The organism is Paracoccaceae bacterium, assembly GCA_012103375.1.
Taxonomy (GTDB): domain Bacteria; phylum Pseudomonadota; class Alphaproteobacteria; order Rhodobacterales; family Rhodobacteraceae; genus WLWX01.
In genome coordinates this window covers 209,123-221,218 of record WLWX01000001.1, presented here as the reverse complement: position 1 = coordinate 221,218, position 12,096 = coordinate 209,123, and the positions used below count along the sequence as shown (strand labels likewise).

The following is a 12,096-nucleotide window of genomic DNA, read 5'->3' as shown; positions in this document are numbered from 1 at the left end:
GTTCAGGTCAGAATGTTTCGTCGGATCAGACGCCGAAGACAGCACCCAGAACCGGGCCTTCGACGGCCTCCAGCACCAGGAACGCGCCAACACCGGCGACCATTGCGCCCGCCAGGCGGGCGTTCACGGCGGCAGCCTCGGTCGCGCCAAGCAGGCGTTCCGCGACCCAGCCCGCGGCCAGTGCGATGCCGTATTGGATCGCGCCCAGGCCAATCAGATAGCCGATCAGAACCGCGCCTCCGACGCCGCCTTCCTGCCCCGCGATGGACCCGCCAAAGGCGGCTCCGTGGAACAGGCCGAAGCCGGCGAACAGGACCAGCGCGGCGGGCATCCCAAGCGCGCGGCCCGACAAGACGACCGCTCCAAGCGCCAGCAGCGACAGGGCCACGACGAACTCGATCCCCGGCAGGGTCAGCCCGGTCGAAATCATCAGCGTCCCGGCCAGCATCGCGCCGATATACGCCAAGGGTGAGGCATACTTGCGCACAGTGAACAGTGCCGCGACGCCCATCAGCGCCACGAAAAACAGATGGTCAAAGCCCAGCACCGGATGCCCGGCACCCGACAACAGGCCATGTGCAAAAGTTTCCATCGGCAAGCCACCCAGCGGGTGGTGGGCCATGGCAGGCGTGGCAGCAAGCGCCAGCGCAGCGGTCAGAATTTTTTTCATAAGTCCCTCATCCTTCGAGATCAGCGATGTAGGGAGAGTTCGTCGAAGGGGCACCAGGTCGTCAGCACCACCATCACGGAACACCCCGTCCGTTCAGTCGGACCGGGGCGAACCCCGGGTGCATGGCAGGTCTCCTGGCTTCGCGGGTCGCTGCGTGCTGCCGCCTTCCCGGATCGCTCCAGTGGCTAAGTGACAGCCCGCTCGCCGCTTACAGTCGCGGGGGCGGCTTCGGCATCTGGCCCCGGATTGGGTCACCATCACCGAATTCCCATTTGATCCCCTTGGTGTTGAGACACCGGAACGGGGAACCATGCTCGACCATTTGCGCCCACGGGCAAGGCAGGGTCAAGCGGGAAACCGACATCGCAGCGCAGTGAAACGGCGTGACGCGCCCGTGGCGGAGCGCTGGCGATCTGCAATATCTTGGGGATAACTCCGCCGATCGCCCCATATGCGGGGTTGCGCTGTTGACTCCGCCCCACTGGATGCGGGATTTTGGCACTCGAGCAGGAATCATAAAGGCACGCCCAACAGTGCGCTTTTCACGGCTGAAACTAAACGGCTTCAAAAGCTTCGTGGACCCGACCGATCTGGTGATCGCGGACGGGCTGACTGGCGTTGTCGGCCCGAACGGCTGCGGCAAGTCGAACTTGCTGGAGGCATTGCGCTGGGTCATGGGCGAAAACCGCCCCTCGGCCATGCGTGGCGGCGGCATGGAAGATGTGATCTTCGCCGGTGCCTCGACACGGCCCGCGCGCAACTTTGCCGAAGTCGCGCTGTCCATCGACAATTCCGAACGGCTTGCCCCGGCGGGCTTCAACGACACCGACACGCTGGAAGTGGTGCGGCGGATCACCCGCGATGCGGGCAGTGCGTATAAGGCCAATTCCAAGGACATGCGGGCGCGCGATGTGCAGATGCTGTTCGCCGATGCCTCGACCGGTGCGCATTCGCCGGCGCTGGTGCGGCAGGGACAGATCAGCGAGTTGATCAACGCCAAGCCCAAGGCGCGGCGGCGCATTCTGGAAGAAGCCGCCGGGATCAGCGGCCTTTATCAACGGCGTCATGAGGCGGAGTTGAAGCTGAAAGGCGCGGAAACCAATCTGGCCCGCGTGGAAGACGTGATCGAAGCGCTGGCGACCCAGCTGGCGCAACTGGCCCGGCAGGCCCGGCAGGCCGCGCGGTACCGGGAAATCGGCGGCAAGCTGCGTCAGTCGGAAGGCGTACTGCTCTATCGTCGCTGGGCCGAGGCCGATGCCGCCCGGCTGGCCGCGCAGGAGGCGCTGACGGAACGCACCACTGCAGCCTCGGCCGCCGAACGTGCGGCGCGCTCCGCTGCTGAGGCGCGCGAAAAGGCGGATGAGGCTTTGCCGCCATTGCGTGAGGAAGAGGCCATCGCCGGGTCGATCCTGCAACGCTTGCAGGTCGAACGGGACACGCTGAACGACCGCGAAGCCCGTGCCGTGAAGGCCATCGAGATGCTGGGCGCGCGGATCGAACAACTCAGCCGGGATATCGAACGGGAAACCGGTCTGAACGGCGATGCGGTCGACACCATTGCCCGGCTGGAACAGGAACAGGCCGACCTGGCCGCCAAGTCCAAAGGCTTCGGCGACACGGTGGAGGAGGCCGAGGCAGCCGCCGCCGAAGGGGCCGCTGTTTTGCAGACCCGCGAAGGCGCGCTGAGCGAGCTCAACGAGGACGTCGCCCGCCTGTCGGCGCGCCACCAGTCTGTGCATCGCCTGTTGGAAGACGCGCAGAAAACCCTGACGCGGGCTGAGGGTGAGGCCACGCAAGCCCGCGAAACAGTCGCCAGCGCAGAGGCGGATGTGGCGCGATTTGAAGCTGCATTTGCTGAAGCCGAACAGGCCGATACCGCCGCCCGCGCTGCGGCAGAAGCCGCCGAAACGGCGCTGGCCGAGGCCGACGAAGCCCGCGCCGAAGTTCAATCGCGTGAAGCGGACGCCCGCGCCGCCCGATCCGAAGCCGAAGGCGAAACCGGTGCGTTGACGGCCGAGGTTGCGGCGCTGCGCCGTCTTGTGGAACGCGACACAGCGGAAGGCGGGCAAATCCTTGATTTGCTGTCGGTTTCGCCGGAGTACGAAAAGGCGTTGGGCGCGGCTTTGGCGGACGATTTGCGCGCACCAGCGGTTGGGCCGGATGCGCCTTCGGGCTGGGCGGAACTGGATGGATACGCGCAGCCTCAATCGTTGCCCGGCGGCGTTTCCGCGCTGTCGAACCACGTCACCGTGCCTGCGGTTCTGGGCCGCCGGATTGCACAAATCGGGCTGGTCGATGCAGCTGACGGCGCGCGGCTGCAGGGCGACCTGCTGCCCGGTCAACGGCTGGTCAGCGTTGAGGGCGACTTGTGGCGCTGGGACGGGTTTCGGGCCGGGGCGGCGGATGCGCCCTCGGCGGCGGCGCTGCGATTGCAGCAACTCAATCGCCTGCAGGAGTTGAAACAGGACCTGGAAGGCGCGACGGCCCGGGCCGACGGCACCCAACGCGCCCATGAGCATCTGCGCGCCGAACTCGCCCGCCTGACCGAGGCCGACAATCAGGCCCGCGCCGCCCGCCGCGATGCCGACCGCGCCGCGACCGAGGCCAGCCGCGCGCTGTCACGGGCCGAGGCGGATCGCAACATTGCCGCGGGCAAACTGGAAAGCCAATCGCTGGCCGTGGCGCGCCATACTGAGGCGGCGATGGCTGCGCGGGCAAGTCTGGCAGAGGCTGAGGCTGGCCTGAAGGACCTGCCCGATCTGGACGCCGCGCGGGCCGAGGTCGAAGATGTCAAGCTGACCGTCGAAGCGGCCCGGATGACGATGATGGCGCGGCGGTCCGCACTCGACGAATTGCGCCGCGACGGCGAAGCGCGGGCCCGGCGAGGTCAGGAGATTGTCGAAGAACTGGCCAGTTGGCGCAAACGGCTGGAAACAGCCTCCAAGCGAATGGCAGAACTGGAAGGGCGGCGCGAGACAAGCCGGGCGGAACTGGCCGAAGCCGAGGGCGCGCCCGCGCTGATCGCGGCGGAGCGCGACACGCTGGCCGGGTCCATCGAAACGGCCGAGGCGCGGCGGCGTGCGGCGGCGGATGCGCTGGCAACGGGCGAAACGGCGCTGCGTCAGGCGGACCAATCCGCACGTGAATCGGAACGCGCCGCTGGTGAGGCACGCGAAGCTCGTGCCCGCGCCGAAGCCCGCGCCGAGGCTGCCGTGGAAGGTGTCGCGCTGGCCGAAGAGCGGATCACCGAAGCGCAGGATGTGACGCCGGCGGCGCTGCTCGAAAGCCTCGAAACCGATCCCGACAAGATGCCCCCTGCCGAAACGGTCGAGGCCGAAGTCGCCCGCCTGAAACGCCAGCGAGAGGCGCTGGGCGCGGTCAACCTGCGCGCCGAAGAAGACGCCCGCGAGGTTGAGGAAGAACACACAACCCTGGTCAACGAAAAGGCCGATCTGGACGCCGCGATTGCCAAATTGCGTACCGGAATCAACAGCTTGAACCGCGAAGGTCGCGAACAGCTGCTGACCGCGTTCGAACAGGTGAACGCCAACTTCGGCACCCTGTTCACCCATCTGTTCGGCGGTGGAGAGGCGCGTCTGCAACTGGTTGAAAGTGATGACCCGTTAGAGGCGGGGCTGGAGATTCTCTGTCAGCCGCCGGGCAAGAAACTCAGCACGCTGTCGCTTCTGTCGGGGGGCGAACAGACGCTGACCGCGCTGGCGCTGATCTTTGCTGTGTTCCAGGCCAACCCGGCCCCGATCTGCGTGCTGGACGAGGTTGACGCACCGCTGGACGACGCCAACGTCACCCGGTTCTGTGACTTGCTGGACGAGATGACGCGCCAGACCAACACCCGCTTCATGATCATCACCCACCACGCGGTGACGATGGCCCGGATGGGCCGTCTGTTCGGCGTCACCATGGGCGAACAGGGCGTCAGCCAGCTTGTCAGCGTGGACCTGAGCGCGGCGGAAAAGATGGTCGCCTAGGGTCAGGACCCATTAATCCGGCATCGCTGGCGTCAAATCCGCTTCATCTCAGCGGTTCGGGCCGCTTGAAAAGTGAACCATACTTGCCTGCGCGTCCCAAACCACTGATATTTCGCGGATTTGACGCCAGCGATGCCGGATTAATGGGTCCTGACCCTAATCTGCCCGTTTGGCTGAATTCATTGATTTCTGTCGGTAATTGTCACGGACACCGGGTTGCCACCGCGTCAGCCCTGCCGTTAGTTTGACCGCAGATATCGCGAAAAGGAAACAAGGTATGACAGCATTTCGGACCGCACTTCTGTGCTCAGCGGCAGGCGCCTTTCTGGCCTATCCGGCCATGGCGCAATCCAATGTGGTGGCAAGTGACCCTGGCAGTGTCATCGCATTTTTTGAATCCGAAGGCTTTCCGGTGACTTTAGACAGTGATGGTCAGGGCGATCCGCTGATCGAGGTGAAGTATTTCGGAAACAGCTTTTCCATTTACTTCTATGGCTGCGACAACAATACCGACTGCCTGTCCATTCAGTTCTTCTCGGGCTATCGCACCGAAGGTTCGGTCCCGGTCGAGAAGATCAACGAATGGAATACCGAATTCCGGTATATTCGCGCCTATCTGACCGAGGAACAATCCAGTCGCATCGAATTTGACGTCTATCTTGGCGCGAACGGTTTGAGCCACGAAGACTTTGACGGGGTCGTGGACAATTGGACGCGCGGTTTGCAGCGGTTCGAAGAATTCATCGACTGGTAATCCGGTACATCTTTCTGATTGATGAACGGCGCGCGCGGGGGCGACCCCGGCGCGCCGCTTTCGTCACAACCTTTGCAGCAATTCTCGCGTCGGCCAGGCATCGGCGGGCAGGCCCAGTTCCTGCTGCACCTTTTGCACCGCGCCGCAGGTTCCGGCGCCCAGGATGCCATCGACATCACCGACGTCATACCCCAGATCGGTCAGGCGTTGTTGCAGGGCCTTCATCTCATCCCCCGACAGCGGCGGCGTCGGGTTGCCCGCGTCATAGACCTGCGCGCCCTCTAGCCGGGTGGCGAAATACGCGGCGGTCAGGACATAGACAAAGCTTTGATTCCACTCAAAATAAACGTTGAAGTTGGGATAAGCGATGAAGGCAGGACCATTGCGCCCCTGTGGCAGGATGATCGAGGTTGGCAGGCCACCAGCCGCGAAACCCCCGGCCCGCGCGCGCACGCCCATCGCGGCCCATTCGTCGGGTGTTTTGGTGGTTTCCAACCCGGTCAGTGACCAGTCCAGATCCGAGGGGACCACCACCTCCTGAATCCAGGGCTCATCCGGTCGCCAGCCGAGGTCGGACAGCATGGCAGCGCCCGAAGTCAGCGCGTCAGGGGCCGAGGTTTTCAGGCTGACCAGCCCATCGCCGTCGGCGTCGATGCCGTTTTCCAGGATGTCGCCGGGCAGCATCTGGACCATGCCAATCTCGCCCGCCCAGGCCCCGGTCGTGGTCGCCGGATCAAGGTCACCGCGTTCGAACAGCTCAAGCGCCGAGAAGACCTGCGGGCGGAACAATTCCGGGCGGCGGCAGTCATGCGCCAGCGTCACCAGAGAGTTCACCGTGTTGAAATCTCCCTGGATCGCGCCATAGTCCGTCTCGAACGCCCAAAAGGCCAGAAGCACGCCCCGGTCGATGCCGTAGGTTGCCTCTATGTTGCTGAAAACGCTGTCCCATTTCTGCCCGTTCGACTTGCCGTTGTTGATCCGTCCCGCGCTGATTAACCGGCGCGAGAAGTCGACGAAGGGCAGTTGGAACACGCCTTGTCGGCGGTCGGCCTTGATGGTGCGCGGGTCCTGGCGGACGCCGGCAAAGAACTGCGCGGCGGCCCCGGCGTCGGCGCCGTTCAGCACCGCCTCGGCCTCCATTTCGGATTTGAAGGTGTTGAAATCGCCGCCGCAGGGGGCGGTCTGGGCCGCCGCGGCGGTGGCCGAAACGAAAGCGAGGGGGAGGGCGAATGTGCGCGAAAGCCGCATGATATATGTTCCAGTTCTGACAATACCTACTGCCCGCGACCCTAACAGGGAATGGCCGTCAGGCAATGTCGGCATTGCGTCTGCAAAGCGTCGGCAAAACGTATGGCAGGTTTCTGCCGCTCAGATCAGGGCCAGAACCGCGATGATCAGGATCAGCAGCGTCCAACTGCGCCAAAGGGCGCGAACGGCGGCGTCGATGTCTGGGGCCAGCGGCGGGCGGCCCTCGGGGTAGACGAAGGGGAAATCGCGTGCCTCACCTTCGTAGGTGCGCGGCCCGGAGAGCGCGATGTTCAGGACCACCGCCATCGCCGCCTCGGGCCAGCCCGCATTGGGCGACCGGTGCAGCGCCGCATCGCGCCGGATGATCCGGGCGGCATCGGGCCGGGCGTGGGCCAGCGCGATCAGCGCGGCGGTCAGGCGGGCCGGGATCCAGTTCAGCAAGTCATCGAAACGGGCAGTGGCCCAGCCGAACGCCTGATGCCGGGGCGTGCGATAGCCGATCATGCTGTCGGCGGTGTTGACGATCTTATAGGCCAGCATCGCGGGCAGCCCGCCGATCAGGAACCAGAACGCGGGGGCGATTACGCCATCTGACAGGTTTTCGGCGGCGCTTTCGATGGCACCGCGTGCCACGGCGGGGGCGTCCATGTCGGAGGTGTCGCGCCCGACGATCTTCGCCACCGCGCGGCGTCCATCGACCAGCGACAGGCGCAGCGCATCGGCGACGGCGGCGACATGGTCGGCCAGGCTGCGCTGGGCCAGGATCATGGCAGCAACGATAATCTCGATTACGGGGCCGAAGGGCAGGGCGGCGATGAAGATCCCGACCAACAGCGCAACGGCGACCAGCACGATCAGCGCAAAAACCCCGGCGAGGCGTCTTTGCGCCCCTCGGTTAAGCCGCTGGTCCAGCCCGTCCACCAGACGGCCCATCAGAACGGCGGGGTGGGGCAAGCGGTGCCACAGCCATTTCGGTTCGCCCAATGCGGCGTCCAGCAGCAGTGCGATGACAAGCGGGAAGGCGAAGGTCATGGGGTCAGCGTGGCCAGGGCGCGGTGCAATTGGTCGCGTCGATTAGGGTGCGGCAAGCCGATGCGCAGCCAGGTCGGCGCATAGGCAAAACAGCGGATCAGCACTTTGGATTTCGCCAGTTCCGACTGCCAATCTGCCGCGTCGGGAACCTCATAAAGACGAAACAGCGAGGTTCCCCCGAGGGATCTGGCCCCTTTGGCAAGGATCGCGGTGTCGAGCGTTGCAGCCTCCTCCGCCAGCTTGCGCCGGGTCGCTTTGGCCCAATCCCTATCGCTCAGCGCCGCCGTGCCGATGGCCAACGCAGGGCCAGAGGTTTGCCAGGGGCCCAGCCAGTCGGCCAACCGGGCCAGCAGCGCGGGGTCGCCCACGGCTGCCCCAAGGCGCAGCCCGGCAAGACCCCAGAATTTGCCAATACTTTTCAGGACGATGACGCCCGGTCCGGCGCGATGGATCAGGCTTTCGCCCAGCGCTTCGTCGCAGAAGCTTTCGTCGATCACGACCAACGGGCGCTGGCCCCAGTCTTCATCCGCGCCGTCCCATCGCTCACCCGTCGGATTGTTGGGGTGGACGACGACGCGGGCCTCGGCCCTGCCGGATTGGACAACGTCCCAGCCGGTTCCGGCAAAGGCGGCGGCGTGTTCGTTATAGGTGTCGCTGCGGATCAGAACGCTGCCCTTAGGCAACAACGCCGGTATGCGCGCGATCAGCGCCGAAGCACCCGGCGCGGCCAGCACTGCGGCGTGGTCGGGAACTGACCAGAAGCGGCGGGCGGCGGTCTCAAATCCCGCGAAGGCGTGGCGGTCGGGCAGGGCGGTCCAGGCGTCGGCGGGCAGATCGGGCAATGGATAGGGCACCGGGTTGATGCCGGTCGACAGATCCAGCCAGTTGGCGCGCGTCCCGCCATACTGCGCGATCATCGCGTCGATGCCGCCGCCGTGTTCGCGCCGGGCTGACCCCGGTTCAGCCATCGTCGAGCAGGGGCGGCAGGCGCGCGACGAAATGGCCCTTCACGCCCTCGGGCCAGGTCCGGTAGGGGACTTGGCCGGTCTCACTCGTGTCATGCAGGACCGCCCATTCTACGATGGCTTGCGCAGACATCTGGTCCGGTTCGAACCGACCAAGCATAAAGCTGAGCTTGCCGGGCGCCTGCACGGCGATGTTGCAAGACCTTTCACAGCCCAGCATGCAGCTGACGCGGCGGGTGCGGACCTGTGGCGCATCCTTGGCGACGCCCTCGACAAGGTCGGCCAGGCGCTCTCCGTCCGTCAGCGACATGTCGCCGTCTTCCCAGCCATCGCGTTTGCAGGTGTCGCAGACCGTTATCCAGGTTGTCATCGGGCCATCCATTAAATTGTGGGCCCATGAAGCGGAAAATCGCGCGGAACGCAACGTCACCCAACCGGTTTGGTACTGTTCGCAGCGTAAACGCTGCGTTAACCCTTGGGCAACCTTTCCGGCACGACTTCGGATCCCGAAATCAGGGCAATATGGACGTATTGATCGTTACCAGCATGGCAGATCTCGGCGCGCTTTGGGGCCGGCATCTTGAGTGTTCCGGCGCCGTTGTGCGGCATGCGGCGCCGTTGTGCGGCATGCGGCGTCGCAGGAACAGGCCGTTGCGGCGCTGGATGCGGCCCCGGCAGACATCGTGGTCCTGAACATGGAACTGGTTGAAGGCAGCGCCATCGCGGTGGCGGATTACGCCGGTTACCGTTGTCCTGATGCCAAGATCATCTCGGTCACCGGCGATAGTTTCTTTTCGGACGGGTCAATCTTTGCGCTGCTGCCGAATGTATGTGCGCAGGTATCTGCCACGGCAGACCCCGGTGATTTGGTCGCGATGGTCGATCATTACGGGTCCGATACCCAAAGCTAATCGCGCCTGCGTCAGCCGCGCCCATGTGGTTCGGTCCAGTTGATATCCGGCCCGATGGGAACGATCCGGTGCGGGTTCACCGTCTCATGGCTGTAGTGATAGTGGCGGATGAAGTGGTCGAAATGGGTCGTCGGGGCGACGCCCGGCCACTGGTACAACTCGCGCGCATAGCCCCAGAGGTTCGGATAATCGATCAGCCGCCGACGATTGCATTTGAAATGGCCGTGATAGACCGCATCAAAGCGCACCAGCGTCGGGAACAGGCGCCAATCCGCCTCGGTCACGCGATCGCCCATCAGATAGCGGTTCGATGACAGGCGATCCTCCAGCCAATCCATTGTGTCAAACAGGGCGGTGACGGCCTCGTCATAGGCGGGCTGTTTCTGGGCAAACCCGGATTTATAGACGCCGTTGTTCAGCGTGTCATAGATGCGGGCGTTCACCGGCTCGATGGCCGCGCGCAGGTCTTCGGGCCAGAAATCGAGCGTATTGCCGGTCAGCCCGTCGAAGGCCGAATTGAACATGCGAATGATCTCGGAACTTTCGTTGGACACGATGGTTTCGCGCTGTTTGTCCCACAGGATTGGCACCGTCACGCGGGTGGAAACGCCCGGGTCGGCGTGGATATAGATGTCGCGCGCATATTGGTGCCCGTAAAGGGTATCGCCAGTGGCGCCGGGGAAATCATCGGAAAAGGTCCAGCCGTCGGAAAGCATATCGGGGTGAACGACCGAGACGCTTATCATGTCTTCCAGCCCTTTCAGAGCCCGGAATATCAGCGTGCGATGCGCCCAGGGGCAGGCGTAAGAGACATAGAGGTGATAGCGCCCCGCCTGGGCCGGGAAGTCGCCTTCGCCTGAAGAACCGGCGCTGCCGTCTGCGGTGATCCAGTTGCGAAAGCTGGCTTCGGCGCGCTTGAATGCACCTTTGTCGTTGTCAGAGACGAATCCGCCGTCGTGCCAATTGCCGTCAAGAAGATGTCCCATGGTGCCCGCCCTCGGTTCAGAAGTGATGTCTCGCCCCCATCTATGACCGGCGGGCGGCATTCACACCAGTGCGCCGCGCGCAGATGCCCTGCGTGGATGCACAAAGGTCGGTTCGGGCCGCGGAGCTGCCGCCTTTCGCGATTGTCGCGCCCGCCCGCCCGTGCGATGAAGGCGCCTGACGAGGCCCGAACGGGCCGGAGCGGTGTGCCAAGGCGGGTCGACCCAGATCGGGGACCGGGCGGGCACTCGTCATGCGGCCCCGGTGGGGGCGTTGTCCGGTTCTGTCGGCGTTTGAACGGACGGACCAATGACCAGTGAACCAAAAACCGGCGTGATGATTTGCGGCCATGGCTCTCGCAGTCAGGCGGCGGTGGATGAATTTGCGGTGCTGGCCAGAAAATTGCCCGCGTTGCTGCCGGATGAGTGGCTGGTCGACTATGGCTATCTGGAATTCGCCAACCCGGTGATCCGCGATGGTCTGGACCGCCTGCGCGAAGCGGGGTGCGAACGGATTCTGGCGGTTCCAGGCATGCTGTTTGCCGCGATGCACGCCAAGAACGATATTCCGACGGTGCTGAACACCTATGCCGCCCGCCACGGGATCGAGGTGCGCTACGGGCGCGAACTTGGCGTCGACCCCCGGATGATCGCCGCCGCCGGGGCACGAGTGATGGAGGCGGTCGAGCGCGCCAATGCCGAGCATGGCCTCCTGCCCCTGGCCGAAACCTGTCTGGTCGTCATCGGGCGCGGCGCATCTGACCCGGACGCCAACGGCAACGTCGCCAAGATTGCACGGATGTTGCAGGAAGGCATGGGCTTTGGCTGGTGTGAGGTTGGGTTTTCGGGCGTCACCTTTCCGTTGGTCGAACCCTGCCTGACCCACGTGGCCAAGCTGGGATACAAGCGGGTAATCGTCTTCCCCTATTTCCTGTTCACCGGCATTCTGATCGACCGGATTTACGGCTTCACCGATCAGGTCGCCGCGGCGCATCCGGGGATTGATTTCGTCAAGGCCGGGTATCTCAACGACCACCCGCAGGTGCTCGCTACCTTTGCCGAGCGGGTCACGGAACAGATCGGATCCAACCCGCCACCCAACTGCGGCATCTGCGCCTACCGCGAACAGGTGCTTGCCTTCGACAACGGAGAGAATCGCCATATCACGCCTGACCAGCGCGCCCATCCCGCCTTCGCGGACACGCCGCCGTCGACCTGCGTGCTGTGCAAATACCGGGTACAGGTGCTGGGGTTCGAGGCCGAAGTCGGCGCGGTGCAGGAAAGCCACCACCATCATGTGGAGGGGCAGGGGGCCAGCGCGCCGGGGTCCAACGTCGCCGATTGCGCCCTGTGTGAGGCGTTCTGCACCGGAGAATGCCGGCTTCATATGGGCCATCACCACCACCATCACGGTGATGACGGTCATCACCACCATCATCACGCGCATTATCCGCACGAGGCACATCCCCATGGCCCGGAATCAGCACGGAAGATCCGGCGATGAGGGATTTTTCCGCGAAAACGGGCGGAGCCCAAACTGGCGA

9 protein-coding genes, 1 pseudogene and 1 riboswitch are annotated in these 12,096 nt (G+C 64.5%); of the genes and pseudogenes, 4 read left to right on the top strand and 6 right to left on the bottom strand.

Features of this window, described 5'->3' with window-relative positions; translation table 11 throughout:
* Positions 1-25 precede the first annotated feature (25 nt).
* Positions 26-670: a hydantoin utilization protein A gene (locus tag GKR99_01100; GenBank protein NKB26226.1), complete on the bottom strand. Its 645-nt coding sequence runs from the start codon at positions 668-670 to the stop codon at positions 26-28.
* 106 nt (positions 671-776) lie between these two features.
* A riboswitch (cobalamin riboswitch) is annotated at positions 777-985 on the bottom strand.
* A 218-nt stretch (positions 986-1,203) separates the two neighbouring features.
* On the opposite strand from GKR99_01100, the gene smc reads away from it, so the two are divergent.
* Together smc and GKR99_01090 are read left to right on the top strand one after the other, a co-directional pair.
* The gene (gene smc, locus GKR99_01095) at positions 1,204-4,659 is read left to right on the top strand and encodes a chromosome segregation protein SMC (GenBank protein NKB26225.1); all 3,456 of its coding nucleotides are present in this window, start codon (positions 1,204-1,206) and stop codon (positions 4,657-4,659) included.
* Between the two features lie 277 nt (positions 4,660-4,936).
* Positions 4,937-5,413, top strand: a complete 477-nt coding sequence (locus tag GKR99_01090) for a YbjN domain-containing protein (GenBank protein NKB26224.1) — start codon at positions 4,937-4,939, stop codon at positions 5,411-5,413.
* 63 nt (positions 5,414-5,476) lie between these two features.
* On the opposite strand, the gene GKR99_01085 is transcribed toward GKR99_01090, so the two are convergent.
* The 4 genes from GKR99_01085 to GKR99_01070 all read right to left on the bottom strand — a co-directional run bounded on the left by GKR99_01085 (position 5,477) and on the right by GKR99_01070 (position 9,028).
* The gene (locus tag GKR99_01085; GenBank protein NKB26223.1) at positions 5,477-6,661 is read right to left on the bottom strand and encodes a lytic murein transglycosylase; all 1,185 of its coding nucleotides are present in this window, start codon (positions 6,659-6,661) and stop codon (positions 5,477-5,479) included.
* Between the two features lie 120 nt (positions 6,662-6,781).
* Positions 6,782-7,693: a cobalamin biosynthesis protein gene (locus GKR99_01080; protein ID NKB26222.1), complete on the bottom strand. Its 912-nt coding sequence runs from the start codon at positions 7,691-7,693 to the stop codon at positions 6,782-6,784.
* On the bottom strand, positions 7,690-8,661 hold the full coding sequence (locus tag GKR99_01075; protein NKB26221.1) for an aminotransferase class I/II-fold pyridoxal phosphate-dependent enzyme: 972 nt from the start codon (positions 8,659-8,661) through the stop codon (positions 7,690-7,692). The genes GKR99_01080 and GKR99_01075 overlap by 4 nt, the downstream gene beginning before the upstream one ends.
* Positions 8,654-9,028 carry a DUF1636 domain-containing protein gene (locus tag GKR99_01070; protein NKB26220.1) on the bottom strand — a complete coding sequence of 125 codons (375 nt, stop codon included), beginning with the start codon at positions 9,026-9,028 and terminating at the stop codon, positions 8,654-8,656. Before GKR99_01070 ends, GKR99_01075 begins: the two co-directional genes overlap by 8 nt.
* A 152-nt stretch (positions 9,029-9,180) precedes the next feature.
* On the opposite strand from GKR99_01070, the pseudogene GKR99_01065 reads away from it, so the two are divergent.
* Positions 9,181-9,569: pseudogene (locus GKR99_01065) on the top strand (hypothetical protein).
* Positions 9,570-9,580: 11 nt separating this feature from the next.
* Here the strand turns inward: GKR99_01065 and GKR99_01060 are convergent.
* Positions 9,581-10,555 carry a glutathione S-transferase family protein gene (locus GKR99_01060; protein NKB26219.1) on the bottom strand — a complete coding sequence of 325 codons (975 nt, stop codon included), beginning with the start codon at positions 10,553-10,555 and terminating at the stop codon, positions 9,581-9,583.
* Positions 10,556-10,862: 307 nt separating this feature from the next.
* On the opposite strand from GKR99_01060, the gene GKR99_01055 reads away from it, so the two are divergent.
* Entirely contained in the window at positions 10,863-12,056 is a 1,194-nt protein-coding gene (locus GKR99_01055) for a sirohydrochlorin chelatase (GenBank protein ID NKB26218.1), read from the top strand.
* Positions 12,057-12,096: the final 40 nt, after the last annotated feature.

What these genes read in the sequence shown, in the direction of transcription:
- GKR99_01100 (NKB26226.1), bottom strand. Translation starts at nt 670, where the DNA reads ATGAAAAAAATTCTGACCGCTGCGCTGGCGCTTGCTGCCACGCCTGCC.
- GKR99_01090 (NKB26224.1), top strand. Translation starts at nt 4,937, where the DNA reads ATGACAGCATTTCGGACCGCACTTCTGTGCTCAGCGGCAGGCGCCTTT.
- GKR99_01085 (NKB26223.1), bottom strand. Translation starts at nt 6,661, where the DNA reads ATGCGGCTTTCGCGCACATTCGCCCTCCCCCTCGCTTTCGTTTCGGCC.
- GKR99_01080 (NKB26222.1), bottom strand. Translation starts at nt 7,693, where the DNA reads ATGACCTTCGCCTTCCCGCTTGTCATCGCACTGCTGCTGGACGCCGCA.
- GKR99_01075 (NKB26221.1), bottom strand. Translation starts at nt 8,661, where the DNA reads ATGGCTGAACCGGGGTCAGCCCGGCGCGAACACGGCGGCGGCATCGAC.
- GKR99_01070 (NKB26220.1), bottom strand. Translation starts at nt 9,028, where the DNA reads ATGACAACCTGGATAACGGTCTGCGACACCTGCAAACGCGATGGCTGG.
- GKR99_01060 (NKB26219.1), bottom strand. Translation starts at nt 10,555, where the DNA reads ATGGGACATCTTCTTGACGGCAATTGGCACGACGGCGGATTCGTCTCT.
- GKR99_01055 (NKB26218.1), top strand. Translation starts at nt 10,863, where the DNA reads ATGACCAGTGAACCAAAAACCGGCGTGATGATTTGCGGCCATGGCTCT.